The 24,918-nt window shown below is 67.2% G+C and carries 22 protein-coding genes; 12 read left to right on the plus strand and 10 right to left on the minus strand.

Annotation, left to right across the window (positions count from 1 at the left end; translation table 11 throughout):
- The first annotated feature begins 16 nt into the window (after positions 1–16).
- Together ACLMAL_RS30780 and ACLMAL_RS30785 are read left to right on the plus strand one after the other, a co-directional pair.
- Positions 17–928 (plus strand): LysR family transcriptional regulator, encoded by a 912-nt coding sequence (locus ACLMAL_RS30780; RefSeq protein ID WP_412002282.1) that lies wholly within the window; start codon positions 17–19, stop codon positions 926–928.
- Between the two features lie 65 nt (positions 929–993).
- Positions 994–1,683: a nucleoside/nucleotide kinase family protein gene (locus tag ACLMAL_RS30785; RefSeq protein WP_412002283.1), complete on the plus strand. Its 690-nt coding sequence runs from the start codon at positions 994–996 to the stop codon at positions 1,681–1,683.
- A 222-nt stretch (positions 1,684–1,905) separates the two neighbouring features.
- Here ACLMAL_RS30785 and pgi read toward each other — a convergent pair whose 3' ends face one another.
- On the minus strand, positions 1,906–3,543 hold the full coding sequence (gene pgi / locus ACLMAL_RS30790) for a glucose-6-phosphate isomerase (protein ID WP_412002284.1): 1,638 nt from the start codon (positions 3,541–3,543) through the stop codon (positions 1,906–1,908).
- Between the two features lie 159 nt (positions 3,544–3,702).
- Here pgi and ACLMAL_RS30795 point away from each other — a divergent pair, with 159 nt between their 5' ends.
- A complete protein-coding gene (locus ACLMAL_RS30795; RefSeq protein WP_406233369.1) occupies positions 3,703–5,157 on the plus strand; it encodes an NAD-dependent succinate-semialdehyde dehydrogenase in 1,455 nt (484 codons plus the stop codon).
- A gap of 137 nt (positions 5,158–5,294) precedes the next feature.
- Here the strand turns inward: ACLMAL_RS30795 and ACLMAL_RS30800 are convergent, their stop codons facing one another.
- Entirely contained in the window at positions 5,295–5,588 is a 294-nt protein-coding gene (locus ACLMAL_RS30800; protein ID WP_328413435.1) for a chorismate mutase, read from the minus strand.
- 384 nt (positions 5,589–5,972) lie between these two features.
- Between ACLMAL_RS30800 and ACLMAL_RS30805 the strand changes: the two genes are divergently transcribed.
- A complete protein-coding gene (locus ACLMAL_RS30805) occupies positions 5,973–8,540 on the plus strand; it encodes a UvrD-helicase domain-containing protein (RefSeq protein WP_412002285.1) in 2,568 nt (855 codons plus the stop codon).
- Positions 8,541–8,742: 202 nt separating this feature from the next.
- On the opposite strand, the gene ACLMAL_RS30810 is transcribed toward ACLMAL_RS30805, so the two are convergent.
- From ACLMAL_RS30810 to ACLMAL_RS30820, 3 genes are all read right to left on the minus strand, one after another.
- Positions 8,743–8,940: a DUF1731 domain-containing protein gene (locus tag ACLMAL_RS30810; protein WP_412002306.1), complete on the minus strand. Its 198-nt coding sequence runs from the start codon at positions 8,938–8,940 to the stop codon at positions 8,743–8,745.
- On the minus strand, positions 8,880–10,121 hold the full coding sequence (locus ACLMAL_RS30815; protein ID WP_412002286.1) for an SRPBCC family protein: 1,242 nt from the start codon (positions 10,119–10,121) through the stop codon (positions 8,880–8,882). Before ACLMAL_RS30815 ends, ACLMAL_RS30810 begins: the two co-directional genes overlap by 61 nt.
- Before the next feature lie 445 nt (positions 10,122–10,566).
- On the minus strand, positions 10,567–11,814 hold the full coding sequence (locus ACLMAL_RS30820) for a M23 family metallopeptidase (protein ID WP_412002287.1): 1,248 nt from the start codon (positions 11,812–11,814) through the stop codon (positions 10,567–10,569).
- A gap of 543 nt (positions 11,815–12,357) precedes the next feature.
- Here ACLMAL_RS30820 and sucC point away from each other — a divergent pair.
- The 7 genes from sucC (at position 12,358) to ACLMAL_RS30855 (ending at position 21,875) form a co-directional block, all read left to right on the plus strand.
- Positions 12,358–13,524 carry an ADP-forming succinate--CoA ligase subunit beta gene (sucC, locus tag ACLMAL_RS30825; protein WP_328406360.1) on the plus strand — a complete coding sequence of 389 codons (1,167 nt, stop codon included), beginning with the start codon at positions 12,358–12,360 and terminating at the stop codon, positions 13,522–13,524.
- 11 nt (positions 13,525–13,535) lie between these two features.
- Positions 13,536–14,450 (plus strand): succinate--CoA ligase subunit alpha, encoded by a 915-nt coding sequence (gene sucD / locus ACLMAL_RS30830; protein ID WP_328406358.1) that lies wholly within the window; start codon positions 13,536–13,538, stop codon positions 14,448–14,450.
- Positions 14,451–15,062: 612 nt separating this feature from the next.
- A complete protein-coding gene (locus ACLMAL_RS30835) occupies positions 15,063–16,139 on the plus strand; it encodes a DUF5336 domain-containing protein (RefSeq protein WP_412002288.1) in 1,077 nt (358 codons plus the stop codon).
- Between the two features lie 91 nt (positions 16,140–16,230).
- Positions 16,231–17,835: a DUF6350 family protein gene (locus tag ACLMAL_RS30840; RefSeq protein ID WP_412002289.1), complete on the plus strand. Its 1,605-nt coding sequence runs from the start codon at positions 16,231–16,233 to the stop codon at positions 17,833–17,835.
- Positions 17,836–17,892: 57 nt separating this feature from the next.
- On the plus strand, positions 17,893–18,567 hold the full coding sequence (gene purN / locus ACLMAL_RS30845; protein ID WP_412002307.1) for a phosphoribosylglycinamide formyltransferase: 675 nt from the start codon (positions 17,893–17,895) through the stop codon (positions 18,565–18,567).
- Positions 18,568–18,617: 50 nt separating this feature from the next.
- A complete protein-coding gene (purH, locus tag ACLMAL_RS30850) occupies positions 18,618–20,189 on the plus strand; it encodes a bifunctional phosphoribosylaminoimidazolecarboxamide formyltransferase/IMP cyclohydrolase (protein WP_412002290.1) in 1,572 nt (523 codons plus the stop codon).
- A gap of 135 nt (positions 20,190–20,324) precedes the next feature.
- On the plus strand, positions 20,325–21,875 hold the full coding sequence (locus tag ACLMAL_RS30855; protein WP_412002291.1) for a family 20 glycosylhydrolase: 1,551 nt from the start codon (positions 20,325–20,327) through the stop codon (positions 21,873–21,875).
- Positions 21,876–22,120: 245 nt separating this feature from the next.
- On the opposite strand, the gene ACLMAL_RS30860 is transcribed toward ACLMAL_RS30855, so the two are convergent.
- Positions 22,121–22,570 (minus strand): hypothetical protein, encoded by a 450-nt coding sequence (locus ACLMAL_RS30860; protein WP_412002308.1) that lies wholly within the window; start codon positions 22,568–22,570, stop codon positions 22,121–22,123.
- 413 nt (positions 22,571–22,983) lie between these two features.
- Between ACLMAL_RS30860 and ACLMAL_RS30865 the strand changes: the two genes are divergently transcribed.
- Positions 22,984–23,550, plus strand: coding sequence for a LysM peptidoglycan-binding domain-containing protein (locus ACLMAL_RS30865; RefSeq protein ID WP_412002292.1), 567 nt, complete (start codon positions 22,984–22,986; stop codon positions 23,548–23,550).
- 306 nt (positions 23,551–23,856) lie between these two features.
- On the opposite strand, the gene rpsR is transcribed toward ACLMAL_RS30865, so the two are convergent.
- The 4 genes from rpsR to rpmB are packed head-to-tail and all read right to left on the minus strand — an operon-like array spanning position 23,857 to position 24,869.
- Positions 23,857–24,111 (minus strand): 30S ribosomal protein S18, encoded by a 255-nt coding sequence (rpsR, locus tag ACLMAL_RS30870; RefSeq protein WP_328406342.1) that lies wholly within the window; start codon positions 24,109–24,111, stop codon positions 23,857–23,859.
- 34 nt (positions 24,112–24,145) lie between these two features.
- On the minus strand, positions 24,146–24,451 hold the full coding sequence (rpsN, locus tag ACLMAL_RS30875; RefSeq protein WP_412002293.1) for a 30S ribosomal protein S14: 306 nt from the start codon (positions 24,449–24,451) through the stop codon (positions 24,146–24,148).
- Positions 24,451–24,621: a 50S ribosomal protein L33 gene (rpmG, locus tag ACLMAL_RS30880; RefSeq protein ID WP_328406338.1), complete on the minus strand. Its 171-nt coding sequence runs from the start codon at positions 24,619–24,621 to the stop codon at positions 24,451–24,453. Before rpmG ends, rpsN begins: the two co-directional genes overlap by 1 nt.
- Before the next feature lie 11 nt (positions 24,622–24,632).
- Positions 24,633–24,869 carry a 50S ribosomal protein L28 gene (gene rpmB, locus ACLMAL_RS30885; protein WP_328406336.1) on the minus strand — a complete coding sequence of 79 codons (237 nt, stop codon included), beginning with the start codon at positions 24,867–24,869 and terminating at the stop codon, positions 24,633–24,635.
- Between the last annotated feature and the right edge of the window lie 49 nt (positions 24,870–24,918).

Consider the following 24,918-nt stretch of genomic DNA (forward strand, 5'->3'; position numbering starts at 1 on the left):
GGTATGAGTAGATCGCATGGGTGAATTCACGATTGTCGGCTTGCGTGTGGTTCGTGAGGCGGGCCGATGCCGATCGTTCTCGACCGCCGCCGAGAATCTCGGCTACACGCAGTCGGCGGTGTCCAGGCAGATCGCCCTGATGGAGCAGGCGGCGGGCAACAAGTTGTTCGAACGACACGCCCGCGGGGTCCGACCGACGGATGCGGGGCGGATCATCCTTCGGCACGCGGAAACGGTGCTCGCCGGGATCGGCGCGGCCCGACACGACCTCGAGGAGCTCATCGCGCGTCCGCCGGGGCTGCTTCGTGTCGGCGCGTTCTCGACTGCAATGGCGGCGCTGGTGCCAAGGGCCATTGCTGCCACGTCCACCCGACTGGCCCGGGTGCCGCTGCGTGAGGGGACCAGCCCGCGGCTGCTTGCCGCCGTCGCCCGGGGTCGGCTGGATCTGGCCGTGGTGACCGCAACGCCGAACCTGCCCGGCGACCTCATGCTCGAATCGCTGCTCGACGATCCGCTGCTCATCGCGGTCGGGCCGGGCCACGCTCTCGCGGACCGTGTCAGCGTGACACCGGTGGAGTTGCGCAGCGAGCGCTGGATCGCGGGCAGCACCGAGTTGAACAGCACCTTGCTCGGTGTGTTCGGCGACGCCACCTGGGAGCCCGACATCGCCTTCGTCGCACGCGACTGGTTTGCCAAGCTCGGTCTGGTCGCGGCGGGTATGGGCATCACCGTGGTGCCCGGCATCGCGGTGCCGGTGCTTCCGCCGACGATCGCGCTCGTCCGCATCGACCATCCCGCGGCGGTGCGCGGCACGGCCGTCGTCTATCGATCCGATGCCGGAGCCACCGAGCCGCGTCGCATGTTCACCGAGGCGCTGCGCGATGGCGCGGCCGAGCTGTCCGCCGAGGTGCGGCAGCGACTCCGATAGCCGACTTCGCCGGCCACGGGGGCAAATTCGCGGCAGCGGTGCGCAGTCTGAGTACTGTGGCTCCGATGACGCGGACTACCGTCGAAATGCCTGTGCGCTCGCTCGTCGAGCACCTGCGGATAAGGGCGGCGGCGTGCGCCCGCCGGTATGTGCTCGGTATCGCGGGGCCGCCGGGGGCGGGCAAGTCCACGCTGTCCAAGTCCATCCGGGACGAGCTGAACATTCGAGCGGGCGTGCCGATCGCCGAGATTGCGCCGATGGACGGCTTCCATTTGCCGAACGCGGCGTTGCGCGCGACGGGCGATGTCGAGCGCAAGGGCGAACCGCATACCTTCGATGTCAACGGCTACCTCGACACGTTGCGCCGCCTGCGCGATACCCCGATCGGCGAGCCGGTGCCATGGCCGACTTTCGACCGTGCCATCGAGGAGCCGACGCAGGCCGGCGTCGTCTTCGACGGGCACGAGATCGCCATCACCGAGGGCAACTACCTGCTCTTGGACGATCGCGAATCCAGCTCGTGGTGCCGGGTGCGCCCGCTGCTCGACGAAGTCTGGTACCTGGACGTCGATCGGGACGTGATCGCACAACGCCTGATACGCCGCCATATTCGCGGCGGCCGCAGCGCCGACGCCGCCCGAATCAAGGTGCGCGACAGCGATCTGCCCAATGCCGACCTGATCGCGGGCACGAGGCAGCGCGCCGATCTGGTGCTCCGTCAGCGCGAGGGCCGCTACTACACCGCGGATGCCTGAGGTCTCGATACCCGGACATTCGTCCGGGTCGAAACGGCTCGGCAAGTGCTGCGGCTCGACGGCAATCTTGGACCGATGAGAGCAGTCTCGGCGAATCTCCGGGCTCGCGCACCCGACACGCAACACGGCGACACCAGCATTACCCGCCGGCCTGGAGGCCGCAGGCGTGCGAAACACCCGGCATGACAGACGTTTCCGAGGCAGCACGCTCAGCGACGTCCGTCAGCGGTTGGCGCGATACCAGCGGATCAACGCGTCGGTGGAGGAATCCCCTTGGGGCTCGGGCTCTTCCGGGGAGGTGAGCAGTGGCGCCACCGCGAGGGCCTGCTGTTTGCCCAGTTCGACGCCCCACTGGTCGAAGCTGTCGATGCCCCAGATGGTGCCCTCGACGAAGACCTGATGTTCGTACAGGGCGATCAGCTGGCCGACCACCGACGGCGTCAGTTGCGGGGCGAGGATGCTGGTGCTCGGCCGGTTGCCCGGCATCACCTTGTGCGGCACCACCTTCGGGTCGGTGCCTTCGGCGGCGATCTCCTCGGCGGTCTTGCCGAAGGCGAGCACCTTGGTCTGGGCGAACAGGTTGCTCATCAGGATGTCGTGCACGCTGCCGGTGCCGTCGCGGGTGGGTAGATCATCGGTGGGACGGGCGAATCCGATGAAGTCCGCAGGGATCAGGCGGGTGCCCTGGTGCAGCAGCTGATAGAAGGCGTGCTGGCCGTTGGTACCCGGTTCGCCCCAGAAGATTTCCCCGGTCGAGGTGGTCACCGGCGTGCCGTCGGCGCGCACCGACTTGCCATTGGACTCCATGGTCAGCTGCTGCAAGTAGGCGGGAAAGCGCGCGAGATCGTTCGAATAAGGCAGCACCGCACGGGATTCCGCGCCAAAGAAGTTCGAGTACCAGACACCGAGCAGGCCGAGCAGCACCGGACCGTTCGCCGCGAGCGGGGCGGTCGCGAAATGCTGGTCGACGGCGTGCATGCCGGCGAGGAACTCGCCGAAGCGTTCCTTGCCGATCGTCGCCATCACCGAAAGGCCGATGGCGGAATCCACCGAGTAGCGTCCGCCGACCCAGTCCCAGAACCCGAACATGTTCGCGGTGTCGATGCCGAATTCGGCGACCCGCTCGGCGTTCGTCGACACCGCGACGAAGTGCTTGGCGACGGCGTCCGTGCCGAGTGCCGCCACCAGCCAGCGCCGCGCGGCGGTGGCATTGGTCAAGGTCTCCAGTGTCGAGAACGTCTTGGACGCAACAATGAACACCGTGGTCGCCGGGTCGAGGCCGTCGAGTTTCGCGACCAAGTCCGCGGGGTCGACATTCGACACGAAGCGTGCGCCGATCCCGGCGTCGGCGTAGTGGCGCAGCGCGCGATGGACCATCTCGGGTCCGAGATCCGACCCGCCGATCCCGATATTGACCACCGTGGTGATCCGTTCACCGGTCGCGCCGCGCCATTCGCCCGAGCGCAGCGAGTCGGTGAATTCGCCCATCCGCCGCAGCACCTCGTGCACCTCGGCGACCGCGTCGGCGCCGTCCACGATCAGTGATTCACCGGCGGGCAGGCGCAGCGCGATGTGCTCGACCGCCCGGTTCTCCGAGGTGTTGATGTGCGCGCCGCGGAACATTGCGTCCCGGCGCTCGACGATGCCTGCCTCGCGCGCCAATTCGACCAGCAGCTCCAGGGTTTCCCGCGTGACGCGGTGCTTGCTGTAGTCGATGTGCAGGTCGGCAACCTGGACGGTCAGCTCACGGCCACGGGCCGGATCGTCGGCGAAGAACTCACGCAGGTGTCGCTCGGCGACCGCGCCGTGGTGATCGTGCAGTTTCCCCCATGCCACCGATGCGGTGATGTCGCTGCTCACGTTCGCCGAGGGTACAAGCCCTCGATCCGCCGCGCAGGGAAGGTACGGAAACTTGGGCGGGTGTTGGGCCCTGGGCCACCGGAGCCGGGTCCGTGGCACCCGCTCGGTCGCGGGAGATTTCGCCGGCGATCGGTCGAGCGGTCGGCATAGGCTGGCGACATGGTGTCCGAACGCGAACTTCTTCAGTCAGTACCGACACAGTTGTGGATCGGCGGGCCGGTCGATGCCACCGGAGGCGGCACTTTCGAGGTGCACAATCCGGCCACCGGGGAGGTGTTGACACACGTCGCGGACGCGACGCCGGCGGATGCGGTGCGCGCGCTCGACGCGGCCGACGCGGCACAGGCGGATTGGGCCGCGACCTCGGCGCGGGAGCGTGGCGAGATCCTGCGTGCGGTGTTCGAGGCGATCACCGCACGCGCCGAGGAATTCGCGCTGCTGATGACCTTGGAAATGGGTAAGGCGCTGCCGGAGAGTCGCAACGAGGTGCGCTATGGCGCCGAGTTCTTTCGCTGGTTCAGCGAAGAGGCCGTGCGCGTGCACGGGCGCTATCTGCACGCGCCGTCCGGCGCCGGCCGGATCATGGTGCACAAGCAGCCGGTCGGACCGTGTCTGGCGATTACGCCGTGGAACTTCCCACTGGCCATGGGGACTCGCAAGATCGGTCCCGCGCTCGCCGCGGGCTGCACGATGATCGTCAAGCCCGCTTCGGCGACCCCGCTGACCATGCTGCTGCTCGCGAAGCTGTGCAGCGAGGCTGGTCTGCCGCACGGGGTGCTCTCGGTGATCACCTCCAGCCGTTCCGGCGCGGTGACGCAGCCGCTGCTCGACGATCCGCGCCTGCGCAAGCTCACCTTTACCGGATCGACCGAGGTCGGTAAGAAGCTCGTCGAGAAGTCGGCCCACGGACTGTTGCGTACCTCGATGGAACTCGGCGGCAACGCGCCGTTCGTGGTGTTCGACGATGCCGATATCGATGCGGCCGTGCAGGGCGCGATGCTCGCCAAGCTGCGCAACGGCGGCGAGGCATGCACCGCGGCCAACCGCTTCCATGTGCAGAGCGGCGTGCTCGAGGAGTTCACCACCAAGTTCGTCGAGACCATGTCGAGCACCGTCACGCTCGGTCCCGGCACCGACCCCGGCACCACCCTCGGCCCGCTGATCAGCGAGGACCAGCTGAACATCGTGAGCGAACTCGTCGAGGACGCGGTGTCGGCGGGCGCGCAGGTGCAGCTGGGCGGCAAGGCGCCGGGCGGCCCCGGCTGGTTCTACCCCGCGACCATCCTGACGGAGGTGCCGCCGCACGCCAGGATCCTGCGCGAGGAGGTGTTCGGGCCGGTCGCCCCGATCGTCGGTTTCGAGACCGAGGCCGAGGGGCTCGCCGCCGCCAACGACACCGAATTCGGTTTGGTCAGCTATGTCTACACCCGCGACCTCGATCGAGCGCTGCGCGTCGCGGAGGGTCTGGACAGCGGCATGGTCGGGGTCAATCGTGGCGTGATCTCCGACCCCGCCGCGCCCTTCGGTGGTGTGAAGGCCTCTGGCTTCGGCCGAGAGGGCGGTATCGAGGGCATCGAAGAGTACTTGTCCACCAAGTACATCGCGCTCACCTGAGCGCCGGTCCCGGACGCGAAACGACCGCCCCGGGGGTGAACACCCGGGGCGGCCTTTGGGAATGCGGAGGTCTTACGATCGCCGCATGAGTGTGGGGGCCGCGTGCGCGGCGGGTCGGTAGCCCAGCGGGCAGGCAGTCAGTGGCCGAGGCGGCCGCGGCCGAGCCGCAGCAGCAGCATCGCGAGGGTGTGGCCCTCCTGGCCGAGTTCACTGAAGCGCTCGAGCACCTTCATCTCACGACTGTGCACGAGGCGGGTTCCGCCGGAAGCCATGCGCGTGCGGCCGATAATCCTGGAGATCTCGGTTCGGCGCTTGATGGCGGCGAGGATTTCCGCGTCGAGCTGGTCGATCTCCTTGCGGAGCTTCTCGATCTCCGCCTCGGAGTGCGGGAGAGCCGAGTCGGACCCGGTCGTCGTGGCAGGCGTGCTCATCATTCATCTCCTCGTGTCAGAACCTGGATCGGCGGGTGAGCCCGGCTCGTTACCGATCGGTTCTTTCACCGTGCAACAGACCTGTTTGGGTGTTGCATTGTCCCCCCGGACGGGCGCTCAGGCGTAGGGTCTGCCATCACGATATCCGGCTGTTAACCGTATCGGATACATCCCTCGAGCGCAGACCATGTGGCCAGTGTGCCATGGGTCCGAAGCAATGCAAAACACTTCATTTTGTGAATCTGCTCAGAGCGCCGTCACAGATTTGCCGCCCGGGACATGCTCCGGCTGTTCACTCATCGTTCGCCGACACGCCGCCGAACAGACATCGACGGGAACGGGGACTTCATCTCTGTCGGTAGCCGCCGGTAGCGTTGATGGACGATGGACATCACGGTGGCTCCCCAGATGCAGGCCGGGCAGACTCGGCACCAGGACTCAGCCAAGAAACCGCAGGTCGACGATGGTCGTGCCGTGGATTCGGCGCAGTCCCCTGAACAGCGCCGCCTCGAAAGGGAGCAACGCAAGGCCGAAGAGGCCGAGCGGCTACTCGGGGGCCTCAACCCGCAACAGCGCGCCGCGGTCGTGCACACCGGCGCGCCGCTGCTGATCGTCGCGGGCGCGGGCTCGGGCAAGACCGCCGTGCTGACCAGGCGCATCGCCTACCTGCTCGCCGCGCGCGGCGCGACGCCCGGCCAGGTCCTGGCCATCACCTTCACCAACAAGGCTGCTGCGGAGATGCGGGAACGCGTCATCGGTCTGGTCGGCCCGCGTGCCAACAATATGTGGGTTTCCACATTCCACTCCAGCTGCGTACGCATCCTGCGCATGCAGTCGGCCCTGCTGCCCGGGCTGAATTCGAATTTCTCCATCTACGATGCCGACGATTCGCGGCGACTGCTCACGATGATCAGTCGCGACTTCGACATCGATGTGAAGAAATACTCGGCGCGGCTACTCGCGACCGCCATCTCGAATCTGAAGAACGAGCTCATCGGGCCCGCGCAGGCAACGGCCGACGCCGAATCCGACGAGACCGAATTGCCGGGTCTCATCGCTAGGGTCTACACCGAATATCAGCGCCGACTGCGCGCGGCGAACGCGATGGATTTCGACGACCTGATCGGCGAGACGGTGGCGCTGCTGCAAAACCACCCGCAGGTCGCGGAGTACTACCGGCGCCGCTTCCGGCACGTGCTCGTCGACGAGTATCAGGACACCAACCACGCGCAGTACATTCTGGTGCGTGAGCTGGTCGGACACCATACCGAGGCAGCGGAATCCGGCGACGGCGAGGCGCCGGACGCGGTGGCGCCGAGTGAACTGTGCGTGGTCGGTGACGCGGACCAGTCCATCTACGCCTTCCGCGGCGCGACCATCCGCAATATCGAGGAATTCGAACGCGACTTCCCGGATGCCGAAACTATTCTGCTGGAACAGAATTACCGGTCCACCCAGCACATCCTTTCGGCCGCGAACGCGGTGATCTCGCGCAACGAGAACCGTCGCGACAAGCGACTGTGGACCGATTCCGGCGAAGGTGATCTGATCACCGGCTATGTCGCCGACAACGAGCACGACGAAGCCTCCTTCGTGGCCCGCGAGATCGACCGGCTGGTGGATGCCAAGGAAGCCACGTACGGCGACGTCGCGGTCTTCTATCGCACCAACAACAACTCGCGCGCGCTGGAAGAAATCTTCATTCGAATGGGTCTGCCGTACAAGGTGGTCGGTGGCGTCCGCTTCTACGAACGCAAAGAGGTGCGCGACATCGTCGCCTACCTGCGCGTACTGGAGAACCCCGACGACGCGGTGAGCCTGCGCCGGATTCTCAACACCCCACGCCGCGGCATCGGTGACCGCGCCGAGGCGTGCGTGGCCGTGCATGCCGAACAGCGCGACATCGGTTTCGCCGCGGCACTGCGCGATGCCGCCGAGGGCAAGGTCGCACTGCTGAACACCCGCGCCCAGCGCGCGATCGCCGGGTTCCTCGAGCTGCTCGAGCAGATTCGGGCGGCGGGCGCGCAGGCCGACCTCGACTTCCCGGATGTCGGGAGTGTGGTCGATGCGGTGCTGGAACGCACCGGCTATCGCGCCGAGTTGGCGGCGTCCGACGACCCGCAGGACGGCGCCCGGCTGGACAACCTGAACGAATTGGTCAGCGTCGCACGGGAATTCAGCTCCGAGTCCTACAACAACGCCGCCGCGGCCCGCGAGGAGGGCCTGGTGCCGGAGGCGGCCGATGGTGAACCGGATCCCGGTTCGCTCGCGGCCTTCCTGGAGCGGGTCTCGCTGGTGGCCGACACCGATCAGATCCCCGACGAGGGCGCGGGCGTGGTCACGATGATGACCCTGCACACCGCCAAGGGCCTGGAGTTTCCCGTCGTGTTCGTGACAGGCTGGGAGGACGGCCAGTTCCCGCACATGCGGGCGCTCGGCGATCCCTCCGAGCTCGCCGAGGAACGCCGCCTCGCCTACGTCGGCATCACCAGGGCCAGACAACGGCTGTACCTGTCGCGCGCGGTGGTCCGTTCCGGCTGGGGCCAGCCCGTCTCGAACCCGGAATCTCGCTTCCTGCAGGAGATTCCGAGCCACCTCATCGACTGGAAGCGGCTGGAGCCGAGCGGTTCACCGCTGACGCGCAGCATCCGGCGTCGCGGTGACGACGACAGCGTGGAACGGGACTGGACCCGAGGCGACGGCTGGAACGAGCAGCGCCCCGGCGTGCGCGGTGACCGCGGCCCGCGCCGCCCCGCACCCGGCGGTGCCACCCGCAACAACGCCAATCTCGTACTTGCCGTTGGGGACCGGGTCACCGACGACAAATACGGCCTCGGCCGAGTTGTCGCGGCCGAAGGCTTCGGGCCGTTGGCCACCGTCACCATCGATTTCGGCACTGCCGGAAAGATCCGCCTGATCCCGCAATACAGCCGGACGCTGGTCAAGCTCTGAGACAGCGGGTGCCAACCGCTCTGCTGATCGAAGGGTGACAAGCCGTCGCCCCGAGGTGGTTCGACGTGTCCGCTCGGGTGCATCGAGTCTGTCGAGCTGTGGCTGCGTGAGCACGCTGACGGGCTGGTCGCGGCAGCGCCACTCGCTGTCGTGGGTGGTCGTTGTGGTCCAGCGGGCAGCTTTCTGCGATCTGGTTGTTCGATCAGCGAGGCAGCAGATCGCTGAGCGCTTCGTCCAAGCTTGGGTATTGGAAGCGGAAACCGGCCTCGCGCAGCACCGTTGAGGTTGCATGCCTGCCGGTGAGGCCGAGGGCGGGGTCCGAGCGCAGCAGGATCGCACCTACTGCCAGCAGGGCTGCCGGGGTCGGCGGTGCGGGCGGGCGGTGCAGGTGTCGGCGCAGCGCCGTCCCAGTTCGCGGTTGCGGACCGGGAAGTCGGTGGCGGCCACCAGGATTCCGTTCGGCAGCGTGACCTCGGGGTCGAGTCCGAGGGCGGCGCGGACGATGGTGAGCCAGTCTGCGATGTGAATCCAGCTGAACCACTGCTTGCCGCTGCCGACCCGGCCGCCGAGGCCGGCTTTGGTCAATTGGCCGAGTCGTTTCAGTGCGGGAGCCTGGGCGTCGAGCACGATCGAGGTGCGCAGGATCGTCGAGTGCAGCGCATTTGCACCATCGAAGGCACGCTCCCATGGCTCGGCCACTCCGGTCATCTGCGGTAGCCCTACCGGCAGCGGAGTTGTTTCGGTGCAACGGATTTCGCCCGCATCAGACCAGATCGCGGTCGTGCCGGCCTGCACCCAGTAGTCGATCGGCGCGTCCAGCGTGGCGGCTGCCTCGACCAGGGCGCGCGTCGAATCCACTCGGCTACGGCGCAATTCATCGATATTGCGTCGGGTCGGCCGGCAGTCGACCAGCTTGCCCGCCAGATTGATCACTGCGGTCGGCCCCGAATTCTTCAGCACACCAACCCATTCGCCGACGGACCTGCCGTCCCACTCCGCCTGCGCGAACGGCAGCTCCGGGTCGCGCCGCCGCGTCAGGATGGTCACATGATGGCCCCGGCAGGTCAGGTCTGCGGCAATCTGCTTGCCCAATGCCCCTGTGCCGCCCGCGATCACCGCATGCAAGGCCGAAGCGTCCGGAGCGATCCCGGCGAGCTGAGCGAGCCGTGCAAAGCACACGCGGGCATCTGTTTCCAGCTGCGGACCGACCACGGCCCTGGCGATCGGCGCGGACACCCCGCTGAAGGCGAGCCGCTGTGTCACCTCGGTCCCACCGTCGCGCGGCGTCAGCGTCCACGACATCCGCATTCGCCCCGCCGGTTCCGGTTGCTCCAGCGCCAGTTCACGCCCGGGAACAAGCACCGTGATCACAAACGGCGGCGCAGTCCGCCCATGCACCGCCTCGACGACCCGCCCGCGCGGCAGATAGTCCCCGGTAGTGCCGACCGCAACCACCCCATGCAACCGCACTGAAGTGACCGCCGCATTCCACTCCGGCCACCGATCCGGATCCCCCAGCACCCGCCATACGTCTTCCGTTGGCAGCGCAATGAATTGGGTGTACGTCGTTGTACGAGCCATACCCAGAAGCTATCTCGCTCCGGTGCACGTAGGAAGCATGCCGTTGATCATCTACCCACCGCGCCGGCCACGATCTCGGCCTTCTCACCGTGGCGCGGTGCGGCCTCGGGCTCGGATTCGCCGACCTGTGACAGGACACCGGTCGGCTGTCGGGGTGCGCGACATGGTGCCGAGCCCTACCGTGGCCGTCGATGCGCGAAGGGCGCAGTAGCTGTGGGTCGGTGCGCGCAATGCGGCGGTGTGGCATAGCGCGATGCCTCCAGCGATCGCCGGGCCGAGATACACGTCCAAGGCCTGCAGCAGTTGATGGTGTGGGACACGGCACCAAGACCTGCGGCAGCAGTCCGCGCCACCACATCAGGGCACAGCGACCATCGGTCCGAGGCGGCACCGAGCCCACCGGCAAGCGGGCTCTATGCCTACAGAGGCGGGTGTGGCGGCTTGGTCAGTCGCGTTGTTGGCCGAGGCTGATGCCGCGGGTGGCGAGCCAGGGCAGCGGGTCGATCTTGTCGTGGCCGTTGAGCCATACCTCGAAGTGGCAGTGCGGGCCGGTGGAGAAGCCGCGGTTGCCGATGGTGGCAATCTGATCGCCCGCCAGGACTCGCTGGCCCTGTGACACCGTTGCGGTGTCGATGTGGCCGTAGATGGTGACGGTGCCGTCGTCGTGCAGCAGCCGAACCCACATGCCGAATCCGCTGGCCGGGCCGGCCTCGATGACCGTGCCGTCGGCTACCGCGTAGATCGGGGTTCCGATCGGGCCCGCGATGTCGATGCCGAGGTGCTGGACGCCCCAGCGGGCGCCGTAGCCGGAGGTGAAATTGCCCGCGGCGAACTTCGTGAACAGCGGGCGCAGCTTGGCGGCTTCTTCAGCGGCGAGATCCTCGGCGTACTTCTGCCCTTTTTGCAGGATGTCGTTGAACTGGCCCAGGTTGCTCGGGGCCGAGACATTGAGCACCTGAGGCGAATCCGGTGCGGCAGTGGGGTCGGACACGCTCATCGACTGCGCGGCGATCTCGTGAATCTGACCGGCGGCTTCGTAGTCGACGGTCGCCGAAGGCTGTTCGGGCGAGGCGAACGCGGCCTGGCCTGCGGCGACGACAGCGCCGGCCGCGACAGCGACGACCGCGGCACGTCCCTTGAGCGAGGACGGTGGCGCGGGCACTCGATGTGCGCCGCCGCGGCGCTGCGAACGGCGCCCGGGGATGACAGTGGGAAAGGCAGGGGATTCGGCGTCGTCCGTCTCGTGTTCCCACGAGTCGTCCGCGTCGGGGGCCCAGGAATCACCGGTATCGGGAGTCCACGAGTCGCCGGAATGGGGCGTCCAGGAGTCGCCGGTTTCGGGCGTCCAAGAATTGTCGGCTTCGGGCGTCCAAGAGTTGTTGGCTTCGGGCGTCCAGGAGTTGTCGGCGGCGGGCGCCCACGCTTCCTCGGCCGACCACGCGCCGCCGTCGGACCACGAATCCTGTTGCGACCATGCACCGTTCGCGGACCAGGAGTCGTCACGGTGGTCGCCTGCGGGGTGGAAGTCGTATCCGGCATGGGCTCCGGCGGCGGGGGCCGCGTATCGGGCGTCGGCTGCCGGGGCACCCTGTCTGCTCTGGTCGGCGTAGCCGCCGAACGGTTCGTCATCGGCACGATAACGATGGCCGGAGCGAACGCGATTGGAAGTAGGGAGGGTCGAGCGATGATTCATCGGCTATGCCACATCATGAAGCTGGAGATGTTCGCGGTGTCGAGATCCCTGCCCCGATGGGGTGTTGACAGGTCATCTGCGGAACGGCTCTCCGTGTGCGGAGTGCTGTGCTGCGTCAAGCTTGCCGTCCTCCTAGTCGTGACCGTGTTGTGACATCGACCGCACTGACGGTAACGAAACGATTGCGGGGTCCGCAAGCGCTGCGCGCGATCAATCCAAACATGTGAGATTGATCACGGTAACACTACGGAATATCGCACCGCGCGCTGGGCACTCGGGTGAGGTCATTCGACGACAGCTTGTAGTAGACGGCTCCCCTTCCGGGTTCGGCTGGTCTACCTGGCGCACCGCCAAAAGCTACTCGCGAGTAGTGTTGGCCAGCGGTTTTTCCGGCCTGGACACTGGCCCGTGACCTGCGCCACTTACGATGAATGTGGCCGTTTGGCCATCCATGTGACTGGTTAGAGTCCGACCCGACCCGCTTCCGACGTCGGGCCGCCAACAAAGACGTTGTCATAGCAACGCAGACGAGACGGTGAGTACATGGATCTCTTCGAATACCAGGCGAAGGAGCTCTTCGTTAAGCACGGAGTGCCCTCGTCCGAGGGCCGCGTGACGGACACGGTCGAGGAAGCCCGCGCCATCGCGGAGGAAATCGGCAAGCCGGTAATGATCAAGGCGCAGGTCAAGGTGGGCGGCCGCGGCAAGGCGGGTGGCGTCAAGTACGCCGCCACCCCGGACGACGCGCTTACCCATGCGCAGAACATCCTCGGCCTGGATATCAAGGGCCACATCGTGAAGAAGCTCCTTGTCGCCGAGGCCAAGGACATCGCGGAGGAGTACTACATCTCCTTCCTGCTGGATCGTTCCAACCGCACCTACCTGGCCATGTGCTCGGTCGAAGGCGGCATGGAGATCGAAGAGGTCGCCGCCACCAAGCCGGAGCGGCTGGCCAAGGTCCCGGTCGACGCCGTCAAGGGTGTCGACCTCGCGTTCGCCCGTTCGATCGCCGAGCAGGGCCACCTGCCCGCCGACGTGCTGGACGCCGCGGCCGTGACCATCCAGAAGCTGTGGGAGGTGTTCGTCGGCGAAGACGCCACCCTGGTGGAGGTCAACCCGCTGGTCCGCACCCCCGACAACCAAATCCTGGCCCTCGATGGCAAGGTCACCCTCGACGAGAACGCCGAGTTCCGGCACCCGGACCACGAGGCGTTCGCGGACAAGGACGCGACCGACCCGCTGGAGCTCAAGGCCAAGGAAAACGACCTCAACTACGTCAAGCTCGACGGTGAGGTCGGCATCATCGGCAACGGCGCCGGTCTCGTGATGTCCACGCTCGACGTGGTCGCCTACGCAGGCGAGAACCACGGCGGCGTCAAGCCCGCCAACTTCCTCGACATCGGTGGCGGCGCCTCGGCTGAGGTCATGGCCGCGGGCCTGGATGTCATCCTGAACGACGCGCAGGTCAAGAGCGTGTTCGTGAACGTCTTCGGTGGCATCACCGCGTGTGACGCGGTCGCCAACGGCATCGTGAAGGCGCTGGAAATCCTGGGCGCCGAGGCGAACAAGCCGCTGGTCGTCCGTCTCGACGGCAACAAGGTCGACGAGGGCCGCAAGATCCTGGTCGATGCCGCGCATCCGCTGATCACACTTGCGCAGACAATGGACGAAGGCGCCGACAAGGCCGCCGAACTGGCAGCGGCCAAGTAAGGAAATCGGAAATGTCTATCTTCCTGAACAAGGACTCGAAGGTCATCGTCCAGGGCATCACCGGCGGTGAGGGCACCAAGCACACCGCACTGATGCTCAAGGCCGGCACCCAGGTCGTCGGTGGCGTCAACGCGCGCAAGGCGGGCACCACCGTCGCGCACACCGATAAGGACGGCGCCGCGGTCGAGCTGCCGGTGTTCGGCACCGTCGCCGAGGCCATCAAGGAAACCGGCGCGGATGTCTCCATCGCGTTCGTGCCGCCGAAGTTCGCCAAGGACGCCATCATCGAGGCCATCGACGCGGAGATCCCGCTGCTCGTGGTCATCACCGAGGGCATCCCGGTGCAGGACACCGCGTACGCGTGGGCCTACAACGTCGAGAAGGGCAACAAGACCCGGATCATCGGCCCGAACTGCCCCGGCATCATCACCCCCGGCGAGTCGCTGGTCGGCATCACCCCGGCCAACATCACCGGCAAGGGTCCGGTCGGTCTGGTGTCGAAGTCCGGCACCCTGACCTACCAGATGATGTTCGAGCTGCGTGACTTCGGCTTCTCGACCGCCATCGGCATCGGCGGCGACCCGGTCATCGGCACCACCCACATCGACGCCATCGAGGCGTTCGAGAAGGACCCGGAGACCAAGCTGATCGTGATGATCGGCGAGATCGGCGGCGACGCCGAGGAGCGGGCCGCGGCCTACATCAAGGCCAATGTCACCAAGCCGGTCGTCGGCTACGTCGCGGGCTTCACTGCCCCTGAGGGCAAGACCATGGGCCACGCGGGCGCCATCGTCTCCGGCTCGGCCGGTACTGCCCAGGCCAAGAAGGACGCACTCGAGGCTGCCGGTGTGAAGGTCGGCAAGACGCCGTCCGAGACCGCCGCGCTCGCACGCGAAATCCTGGAGAAGGCAAGCATCACCGCCTGATTCGCGATAGTCGAAAAGGCCGCCGCCCGACTTCGGGCGGCGGCCTTTTCGTGTTGCGGGTGGTCTGATCAGGCGTTGCGCGGGCTGATGTAGCGCACTGGAATCTGGCGTGCTGTTGGCGTGGAGGTGCTGGTGCCGGGCTCAGTACAGGTGTGGGTGGGCGAGGAGAATGTCGCCCTCGATCGACCCTTGGACGCGTTGTGCCGGTGCGACTGGTGCTGGCGAACGGGGTTCCGGTGCCGGCCGGCCGGCCGAGGACCTGTGGGGCAGTGTGAGTCTCGCTGCAGGGTGTGGAGAACGGCGAATGGCAGGACTACGACTGCCAGGGCAGCTACGGCGCCTACTATCTGGTGCCGCACTACTGACGTCATTCGGAGGTTCCGCGCATCGACTCGAGGGGTTTCGCGCCCGGAGTGTCCACGGCGACTCGGCCGTCGGATACCCCGGGCGCGAATTGTTATGGAGTCGGGACCGTCATGCGGCACCAGGCACGGAAGGCTTGATCAGGTCGCCCGGCCGGTTCGTTAAGGATGACCGGGACCGGCCAGTGCAGTAGCGTCAGATGAGATCCAGCCGTCTAGAAACGTACGACTCGACCTAGGAGACGACGACATGTCCTACCCGACCGGGGGCTCCGGGTACAACACACCCGCGACGCCCTCCGTTCCTTCCAGCCTCGGCCAGTCGGCGGGTAGTACCGGCACAAGTTCGAGCACTCCCGGACCCGATGCCAAGGGACTGCCGTACTTCCTCACGGCCGGTGCCGCCGGCCTCGGCGTGCTGAACTTCCTGCTCGGGTTCCTGCCCTATGCGGGCCGCGAGGCGGTCAACCCGTTGAACGGCGCCAAGATCGCCAGCGAGAGTGCCAACGGCTTCGACGTCCCGCTGACGGCGCTGCTCGCGCTGCTGCTGCTAGGTGGCCTGCTCGCCGGACTGTCGCTGCTGCCGAAGCAGAACTGGACCGGTGCGGCCGCCGCCGCGTCGCTCGCGGGTTTCCTCGGGCTGGTCGTCCAGTCGTTCAATCTGTCCGACGGTGTCGAGTTGAAGTGGGGCGCATGGGTTGTGCTCTTCCTCGCCCTGGTGCAAGCCGCGGCCGCAGTCGGCGCGGTGCTGTTCGAAGCGGGCATCCTGACGCCGCCTGCGCCCAAGCCGGCCGCGCCGCAGGGCCCGCCGAGCGGTTTCGGTCAGGGTGGCTATGGCCAGCAGCCCGGGGCGTTTTCGGCGTTCGGTCAGAGCCCGAGCCAGTCCGGCTACGGTCAGAGCCAGCCCGGCCAGACCTACGGTCAGCAGCCGTCCTACGGCCAGAGCCAGCCCTCCTACGGTCAGGCCCAGCCCAACCAGCCGAGCCAGCCCACCTATGGCCAGAGCCAGCCCGGCCAGCCCGCGTACGGCCAGAGCCAGCCCGGCCAGGGCTACGGTCAGCAGCCGTCCTACGGTCAGCAGCCCGGATACGGTGCGGCACAGCAGGGTTCGCCCTACGGTGCGCCGGCGCCCACGCCGCGCCCCGACGAAAGCGCCACCCAGCATTTCGGCGCACCGCAGCCCGGTCAGCAGCAGTACGGTGCGCCCGGCTACGGCCAGAGCCAGCCGCAGCCGGGTCAGCCGGGCCAGCCTTTCGGTAGTGAGCAGGGTTCGGACCCGGCCTCGGACGCCACCCAGGCGTTCCGTCCGTCGGACGACAACAAGTAGTTTCGGTCGCTCTCCCGGCGCCGCGCCCATCGCGGGCGGGCGCGGCGCGCCTGACCCGCTCGCGCCGGGGGAGCTGCCACGCTGAATTTCTATGAGCTCCCCGAGATCCTCTCTTGTTCGCCGGACCACCGGGTCCCGTAGCGCGCCGGATTCCTCGGTGCGCAGGTCGCGTCGCGGCGCTCCGGCACCAAGTGATGGCGACGAACACGGGTTCCTTTCGCTGAGTCCGGAACGCGCCCGCGTGCTGGTGCTCGTCGCCGCGCGCCCGACGGCTCTCACGCTCACCGCCGTTATCGTCCTCGTGCTCGCCACGCTGCTGGCCTCGGGCAGCAACATGGCCGGAACCTCCGGCGCGATCGCCGCGGGTTGGCTTGCGACGCACCAGGTTCCGCTGGTGATCGGCAAGACATCGCTCGGCCTGCTGCCGCTGCTGCCGACCGGTCTGCTGGTCTGGCTTTCCGGACGTGAATGCGCCCGCGCGGTCGAGCCGAACAGCACTCGCGCAGATCTCGGTTGGATTCTCGGTGCGGCGCTGGGCGGGCCCCTGCTGGTCACGGCGGTCTGTCTGGCGGTCGCCGAGGACGCCTCCGGAGTCGTCGCGCTGCAACCGCCGAACACCCTCGCCGCGTTCGGTTGGGTCGGCAGCGTGCATCTACTCGCCGCGGCGGGTGGGATCGCCTCCCGCAATCGGCGCCGGGTTTTCACTCTGCTGCGGATGCCGGACTGGGCTGTCGCAGGCACGTTCGGCGCGGGCCGGACCGTGCTGCGGCTACTCGCCTGTGCCACCGCGGTCAGCGTGATGTCATTCTTCGCGCATTGGTCCAGGATCGGTGACACCTACCAATCGGCCGGCAATGCCGCCGGGGTTATCGGACTGACTCTGCTCTCGTTCGCCTATCTGCCGAATGTGGTCGTCGCTGCGGTGAGCGTGCTGATGGGCGCATCCGCACAGTTCGGCGCCGCGTCGGTCGGTGTGTTCTCGGTGGTCGGCGGGCCGGTTCCGGCGGTGCCGGTGCTCGCCGCGGTGCCGACCGGGCCTGCTGCGGGATGGTGGCTGGTGCTGCTGCTCATCCCGGCGGCGGTCGGTGTCCTCGGCGGGCTGGACAGCACGCGGACCTCCACCGACCGGATCGCCGCACCCTGGGCGACGCTGACCTCGGCCGGACTGGCGACCGTGGTGCTGGCATTGCTCGGCGTGGTCGCGGGTGGTGCGCTCGGGACGTTCGGCCGAGTTGGTCTCGACCTGCCGATCTTTGCGGTGGTGAGCTTCGTCTGGCTGGCCGTCGCGGGTTATGCGGGGCTGGTATTCGGGCGTTTCTTCGTCGTCCCGGTCGGTGCTCCGAGCCCCCGATACGACGAGGACGACGACTACTACTACGCGGACGACGAGTACGCCGACTATTACGCGGACGACGAGTACGCCGACTATCACCACGCTGCCGACTATCACGATGACGACTATGACGCCGACCACGACGAGTACGTGGCCGATGACGACGACTACTTCGACGACGACGAGTACCAGCACTACGACGGGCCTGACCTCGAGGTGGAAGTCGACGGCGAGCTCGTCGAGGAGCAACCTGCCCTCGGCGTGCGCGGTTCGGCGCCGGGCGGCGGTACCATCCCCGACATCGTCGACGCCGAAGTGGTCGAGGCGGACCTGCCGGAAAGTGACCCGGTGGACGGTCGTTAGGCTCTACAGCGGCGGTCTCGTGCCGCCCGCACTATGAACAGCCCCGCCTTTCGATCGATACGCAGGAGTAGAGCGCTGACGTCCCCGCATGCTCAGTGGGTGCCCACCACGGCCCCGGCCACCGTCGTCGTGCTGGCCTCGGGCACCGGGTCGCTGCTGCGCGCCCTCATCGAAGCCGCGTCCGCATCCGACTATCCCGCGAGAATCGTCGCTGTCGGTGTCGACCGGAACTGTGCCGCCACCGAGCACGCGGCCGCCGCGGGCATCCCGGATTTCCGGGTGGCGCTCAAAGACTTTCCCGACCGCGCCGCGTGGGATGCCGCGCTGACCGAGGCGGTCGCCGCGTACCACCCCGATCTCGTCGTCTCGGCCGGCTTCATGAAGCTCCTCGGTCCGGCGTTCATGACCCGATTCGGCGGCCGGATCATCAATACCCACCCCGCGCTGCTGCCCGCCTTCCCCGGCGCGCACGGGGTACGTGACGCGCTGGCTTACGGCGTCCGCGTCACCGGCTCCACTGTGCACCTTGTCGATTCCGGCGTCGACACCGGACCGATCCTCGCGCAGGAAGCGGTGCCGGTGCTGGACGACGACGACGAGGCCACGCTGCACGAGCGCATCAAGGTTGTCGAGCGACGGTTGCTGGCGGAAGTTGTCGCCGCCGTCGCCACCAGAGGCATTGTCTCCGACGGACGAAAGGCAGTTATCCCAGATGAGCGAGTTCTTCGGTGAGTGAGCGCAGCGAAGGAACGGTTGACCCAGCTGAGCGCAGCGAAGGATCGGTGCGGAAGTCGATCAAGCGGGCCCTTGTCAGCGTGTACGACAAGACAGGGCTCATCGAGCTCGCCACCGGGCTGCACGCCGCGGGCATCGAGCTCGTGTCGACCGGGTCGACCGCAGGCAAGATCGCCGACGCGGGCATCCCGGTCACCAAGGTCGAGGACCTGACCGGGTTCCCGGAGACCCTGGACGGCCGGGTCAAGACGCTGCACCCACGCGTGCACGCGGGCATCCTCGCCGACACCCGCAAGGCCGAGCACGTCGACCAGCTGGTGGAGTTGGGCGTCGAGGCGTTCCAGCTGGTGGTGGTGAACCTGTATCCGTTCACCGCGACCGTGGCCAGCGGGGCGACTCCGGACGAGTGCGTCGAGCAGATCGATATCGGCGGGCCGTCCATGGTGCGCGCCGCCGCCAAGAACCACCCTTCGGTCGCAGTGGTCGTCGACAGCGGCGACTACGACGACGTGCTCAGCGCGGTGCAGGCCGGCGGTTTCACGCCCGCCGAGCGGACCGCGTTGGCGGCCAAGGCTTTCCAACACACCGCGAGCTATGACGTCGCCGTGGCGAGCTGGATGACCAACGTGCTGGTGCCAGGGAAGGCCGAGTCGGCCGAGCTCACCGGTGTGCAGTTCCCCAGCTGGCTGGGCGGCACCTGGGCGCAGGCCGCGGTGCTGCGCTACGGCGAGAACCCGCACCAGGCCGCCGCGCTTTACGTCGACAACGACGGCGGCGTCGGGCTCGCGCAGGCACAGCAGTTGCACGGCAAGGAAATGTCGTACAACAACTACACCGATGCCGATGCCGCGTGGCGCGCCGCATACGACCACACCGCCCCCGCGGTGGCAATCATCAAGCACGCCAACCCCTGTGGCATTGCGATCGGTGCCGATATCGCCGAGGCGCACCGCAAGGCGCACGCGTGTGATCCGGTCAGCGCCTACGGCGGTGTGATCGCGGCCAACCGTGAGGTGACCGTCGAGATGGCCGAGCAGGTCGCCGAGATCTTCACCGAGGTGATCGTCGCTCCGTCCTACGCCGATGGCGCCGTGGAAGTGTTGCAGCGCAAGAAGAATGTGCGCATCCTGGTTGCTGCGGCACCGCAGCGGGCCGGCGGAGAGCTGCGTCCGATCAGCGGTGGTGCGTTGCTGCAGCAACGCGACATTCTGGACGCGGCAGGCGATGACCCGGAGAACTGGACGCTGGTGGCCGGGGAGGCCGCCGACGTCGAGACCCTGGCGGATCTCGAATTCGCTTGGCGCGCCTGCCGTGCCGTGAAGTCGAACGCGATCCTGCTCGCCCACGACGGTGCCTCGGTCGGCGTCGGCATGGGACAGGTGAACCGGGTGGACGCGGTCGGCCTTGCCGTGCAGCGCGCCGGTGACCGCGCCAAGGGCTCGGTCGCCGCTTCGGACGCGTTCTTCCCCTTCTCGGATGGTCCACAGCAGCTCATCCAGGCGGGCATCCGCGCGATCGTGCAGCCGGGCGGCTCGGTCCGCGATCAGGACACCGTGGACCTGGCCCGCGAGGCCGGAGTCACCCTGTACCTCACGGGTTCTCGCCACTTCGCGCACTGAGCCACACCAGGTCGAGCAAGAGGGCGGGCCCATCGGGTCCGCCCTCTTCGCGTCCGCGCACGACACAGGTCGCCAACCTTCGACGGATATCGAACCCGGCCTTCTACAGTTGGTCGCAGGTCGACTCGTGCAGCGATGGCGTCCGGTGTGGTCATGATGCTCGCGGCGGTCACCGTGGCCTTCGGTGCGCAGGGGCAGGCCGGTGCGGAGCAGGTCGTGCCCCAGGCCATTCCGTCGCTGAAGAGCTGGGTGCCCGGTGGGTCCTCGTTCGCGCTCGGTGCACACGCGCGGGTGTTGTACGCGCAGGATGCGCTGCGCGACAGCGCCACCGACCTTGCCGAAGGACTGCGCGCCGTCACCGGCAATGACATTGTGGCGCAGGCGGGTTCGGTGGGCGAGTCGGGCGACCTCGTGCTGCGCACCGGTTCGGTGCCAGCGGTGCCGGAATCTCCTGAGGCCTACCGGATATCGGTGTCGGAAACCCTCGAGCTGACCGGTGTGGATGTCGCGGGCGCCTTTTACGCGACCAGGTCGGCGCTGCAACTGCTACGGCGCGGCGCCACGCTGCCCGGCGGGGTCGTGACCGATTGGCCGGAGTACCGCGAGCGCGGGCTGATGCTCGATGTCGGCCGCGAGTATATGCCGGTCGATATGCTGCGCGCCCAGATCCGGCGGATGGGGCAGCTCAAATTGAATGTGCTGCATCTGCATCTCTCGGACCGATTCGGGTTCCGGCTCGGCAGCGACCGGCATCCGGAAATCACAGCGCAGGAACACTATTCGAAACAAGAGCTACGCGATCTCATCGCATATGCGGCGCACTACCAGGTCGAGATCGTGCCCGAGGTGGACTTTCCCGGCCACATGAACGGCATTCTCGCCGCCCATCCGGAGTTGAAACTGCGCAGCGTGAACGGTGTAGTGTCCGACGCCGCCATCGACATCGCCGATCCGCGCAGCTACGACCTGATGCGCGACATCCTCGAAGAGTTCCTGCCGTTGTTCCCTGGGCGCTATTGGCATCTCGGTGCGGACGAGTTCCTGCTCGACGGCCTCCGTGTCGCGAGCTTCGAGGACTATCCACAGATCGGCGCGTATGCGCGCGCCACCTACGGACCGCAGGCTCAACCGGTGGATGCCTTTCTCGGCCTGATCAATTGGGGCGCGGCGATAGTGCGGGAGCACGGCAAGCGACCGCGTATCTGGAACGACGGTCTGCACACCGGCGAGGGAACCATCGCCATCGATTCCGACATCGTCGTCGATTTCTGGAGTAGGGCGGGGATTGCGCAACTGCCGCTGCCGTACTTCGGAATCGCGCGCACCGCAGTGGATCTCATCGCGTCGGGACACGAGGTTCACAACGCGGCCTTCACGCCGACCTACTTCGTGACCGGCGGCCCGGCCTCGATCGGCAATGTGCCTGCGTCGATAGCCTACGAGCTGTGGGACCCCGCGGTGTTCGTCGACGGCAGCAGGCTGACACCGCAGCAGAACGCAGGCAACCTCGGGTCCGGTCTGTTCGTGTGGTGCGACGACCCGACTGTTCGGACGCCCGCACAGATTGCCGTGTCGATCACGATGCCGCTGCGGGTGATGGCGCAGAAGACCTGGGGCCCGGCCCGCGCGGGCAGCTACCTGGAGTTCGCCGCGCTATCGGATGCGGTCGCCGAACCCGTCTCGTGAGCGATGCGCTCGTCCTTTGATCTGCACACCACGCTGCCCTGACTCGAGCCATGTTGGTGCGTAATGCTTTTCGGTGCGGTGCGGTGCGGTGCGGTGCGGTGCGGTGCGGTGCGGTGCGGTGCGGTGCGGTGCGGTGCGGTGCGGTGCGGTGCGGTGCGGTGCGGTGCGGTGCGCATACATCTACGGCATCGGTCACCAGGATGTGTTTCCGCCGCTGAGGGGCTGCGACCTCGCTGAGGGGGCCCTTACGTCGCGCTGAGGACCTGGCGGTTCCCGAGCGGAGCCTGCAGCGGCACCTCGAGCGTGCCGAACACCGCGATCATCGTGCACATCCGCCCGACTGCATCGGCGCGCGTGCCGGACCGCAGTTCGATGGTGACCGTCGAATCGGTCTCCTTCGCGGTCGCGTCCACGCCGTAGCACTCGGGTGCGCCGGTCTGGAAGTTCACCGCGATCCGATCGTCGGCGACCCGGGTCCACGATGTGAACGGAATCGGATGGGCTCCGACGATGGTCGGATCGGCGACGAAGGGGTTGCCGGACTTGCCGCTCGCCTCCTCGGTGGGCGTCGTCGGCACCGAGGTCGTTGCGGTCGTCGTTTTCTGTTGTGCGCCTTCGTCGTCGGAGCCGCAGCCTGCGACAGCGAGGACGGCGAGCAGAACTGCGGCAGCAGCAACGGGGCGCGCACCCGACATCCGAGACATGGACACCACCCTAGTTGACCACGCCCCGCGACCGGCGAAGATCGCCCTCGCCGTGTACCAGCTATCGCCGTAGATGGCCTGCTGCACTGTGCCGCAATCCAACACAGCGACCAACGCCACACAGTGAACTTTCGGCGAACCGTGCGCGTAATCCTTCCGCGCGGCCCGGAAGGGCAGTAGATTCGGCTCCGACGTACGCCATGATCTTGTTTCGAGCGATCTGCAAGCAAGTCGCCAGCGGTGTTGTTGTGACCGGCTAGCAGTCGCAAGCGGTGTTGTTTTCGGGAGACCTGCAAGCAGTCGCAAGCGGTGTTGTTTCGGGCGACCCGCGTGCAGTCGCAAGCGGTGTCGCGGCGTGCGTCGATGTCGGATGCTTGGCACAGTAACTCTTCGAAAGGAACGACGTGGGCGACACGCTGCGCGTAGGTGAAGAACTCGGGCTCGGCCAGTCTCTGGTGGGCGGTGCGTACACCCTGACCCTGCAGCCGGATGGCAACCTGGTGTTGTCGGAGCCGGATGGAAATGTCGTGTGGGCCACCCAGACTCACGATCAGGGTGTCGAGCGCGCCGTCCTGCAGGAGGATGGCAACTTTGTGCTCTACAAGGGCGAAGGCGCTGCCTGGTCCACCGAGACCAACGGCAGGAGCGCGGACCGGCTGACCGTGCAGGCCGACCGCAACGTGGTGCTGTACGGCACCGACGGCGGCGCCCTGTGGTCGTCGGAGACCCAGACCGATAACCCGCTGTCTGCTCCCGAGCCGGTCGCCGAGGCCGAGGCCGCGCCGGCCGCCGAAGAGGTTCCGCCCCCGCCGCCGGCTGCGCAAACCTACACAGTCGAGCCGGGCGACACCCTGTGGGCGATCGCCGAGCGCTTCTACGGCGACGGCAACCGCTACCAGGAGATCGCGAACGCAAGCGGCATCGACAACCCGGATGCGATCAACGTCGGCCAGGTCCTGACCATCCCGTAATTTTGGCCGCGCGGGCGCGGCGGGTTCGCGGCCCCCTTGGTCTCGCGTCCGAGCCGTCGAGACTCGCGCCTTCGGTGCATGCGCGAGTGTCGGACCTTCGTCCGCCCCGGCGCTTCAAGCTTCGACGACTCGGACGCGAGACGGGCCGCGAACGGGTCGTTCGTAAGACTCGCTCCGCGGTGGTCGCGTCAGTGGCGATTCGCGCGACCGAATGACTGCGGAGCTGGATGACCGCGCTGTGATCGACCGAGGCCCCCAACGCATTCTTCATTGCGTCGGGGGCCCTGGTCGTTGGTCGGGGTGGGCTTACCGACTGGTGAACGGCAACAGTGCCATCTCGCGGGCGTTCTTCACCGCGACGGCGACCTGGCGCTGCTGCTGGGGGGTGAGCCCGGTGACCCGGCGGCTGCGGATCTTGCCGCGGTCGGAGATGAAGGTGCGCAGCAGATTCACGTCTTTGTAGTCGACGATCTCGATGCCCGCGGAGATGAGCGGGTTCTTCTTGGGCCGCCGGTTCTGTTCGGCGCGAACCTTCTTCGAGGGTGCTCGCTTGACTGCCATATGACGGGTTCCTTCTCACGAGAACAGTGGTTGTCTACCAGCTCGATTTGTGCACACCGGGCAATTCGCCCCGATGGGCCATTTCGCGCACTCGCACACGGGAGAGTCCGAACTTCCGGAGATGACCGCGCGGCCGTCCGTCAGCGGCGTCCCGATTGCGCAATCGTACCGGACTCGCATCGCGAGGCAGCCGCTGTAGCGCCGACTGCGCGACGGCCCGGTCGGCGTCGGAGGTGGCCGGGTTTCGGATCAGCTCCTTGAGCTCGGCGCGCCGGGTGGCATAGCGCGCGACGACCTCCTTGCGCTGTTGGTTGCGTGCGATCTTCGACTTCTTGGCCATCAGCGTTCCTCGCGGAAATCGACGTGCTTGCGGACCACGGGGTCGTATTTGCGCAGCACCATCCGGTCCGGATCGTTGCGCCGATTCTTTCGGGTGACGTACGTATATCCGGTTCCCGCAGTGGATTTCAGCTTGATGATCGGCCGGAGCTCGGTCGACTTGGATGCCATCGGTGTTCCTCTCAGATCTTGTCGCCGCGAGCCCGGATCCGGGCCACAACGGCTTCGATTCCGTCCCGGTCGATGGTCTTGATGCCTTTGGCGGAGACGGTCAGCGTGATGCGCCGATCCTCGCTGGGCAGGTAGTAGGTCTTGCGCTGGATATTGGGGTTCCAGCGACGGCTCGTCCGTTTATGCGAGTGCGACACGGACTTGCCGAACCCCGGCTTGCGCCCGGTGACCTGGCAGTGGGCCGACATGCGGTCTCCCTCGTAGATGACAATCGTTTTCGACAACGGCTGTTCGACA

This window comes from Nocardia sp. CWNU-33 (assembly GCF_046764895.1).
Taxonomy (GTDB): Bacteria; Actinomycetota; Actinomycetes; order Mycobacteriales; family Mycobacteriaceae; genus Nocardia.

Excerpts from the sequence above, each read along its gene's own strand:
- ACLMAL_RS30780 (WP_412002282.1), top strand. The coding sequence starts at position 17 with ATGGGTGAATTCACGATTGTCGGCTTGCGTGTGGTTCGTGAGGCGGGC.
- rpmG (WP_328406338.1), bottom strand. The coding sequence starts at position 24,621 with ATGGCATCCAAGTCGACCGAGCTCCGGCCGATCATCAAGCTGAAATCC.
- ACLMAL_RS30835 (WP_412002288.1), top strand. The coding sequence starts at position 15,063 with ATGTCCTACCCGACCGGGGGCTCCGGGTACAACACACCCGCGACGCCC.
- ACLMAL_RS30820 (WP_412002287.1), bottom strand. The coding sequence starts at position 11,814 with ATGAATCATCGCTCGACCCTCCCTACTTCCAATCGCGTTCGCTCCGGC.
- ACLMAL_RS30795 (WP_406233369.1), top strand. The coding sequence starts at position 3,703 with ATGGTGTCCGAACGCGAACTTCTTCAGTCAGTACCGACACAGTTGTGG.
- ACLMAL_RS30815 (WP_412002286.1), bottom strand. The coding sequence starts at position 10,121 with ATGGCTCGTACAACGACGTACACCCAATTCATTGCGCTGCCAACGGAA.
- rpsR (WP_328406342.1), bottom strand. The coding sequence starts at position 24,111 with ATGGCAGTCAAGCGAGCACCCTCGAAGAAGGTTCGCGCCGAACAGAAC.
- ACLMAL_RS30855 (WP_412002291.1), top strand. The coding sequence starts at position 20,325 with ATGGCGTCCGGTGTGGTCATGATGCTCGCGGCGGTCACCGTGGCCTTC.
- sucD (WP_328406358.1), top strand. The coding sequence starts at position 13,536 with ATGTCTATCTTCCTGAACAAGGACTCGAAGGTCATCGTCCAGGGCATC.
- ACLMAL_RS30840 (WP_412002289.1), top strand. The coding sequence starts at position 16,231 with ATGAGCTCCCCGAGATCCTCTCTTGTTCGCCGGACCACCGGGTCCCGT.
- sucC (WP_328406360.1), top strand. The coding sequence starts at position 12,358 with ATGGATCTCTTCGAATACCAGGCGAAGGAGCTCTTCGTTAAGCACGGA.
- ACLMAL_RS30785 (WP_412002283.1), top strand. The coding sequence starts at position 994 with ATGACGCGGACTACCGTCGAAATGCCTGTGCGCTCGCTCGTCGAGCAC.
- ACLMAL_RS30805 (WP_412002285.1), top strand. The coding sequence starts at position 5,973 with ATGGACATCACGGTGGCTCCCCAGATGCAGGCCGGGCAGACTCGGCAC.
- rpmB (WP_328406336.1), bottom strand. The coding sequence starts at position 24,869 with ATGTCGGCCCACTGCCAGGTCACCGGGCGCAAGCCGGGGTTCGGCAAG.
- rpsN (WP_412002293.1), bottom strand. The coding sequence starts at position 24,451 with ATGGCCAAGAAGTCGAAGATCGCACGCAACCAACAGCGCAAGGAGGTC.
- ACLMAL_RS30860 (WP_412002308.1), bottom strand. The coding sequence starts at position 22,570 with ATGTCGGGTGCGCGCCCCGTTGCTGCTGCCGCAGTTCTGCTCGCCGTC.
- ACLMAL_RS30800 (WP_328413435.1), bottom strand. The coding sequence starts at position 5,588 with ATGAGCACGCCTGCCACGACGACCGGGTCCGACTCGGCTCTCCCGCAC.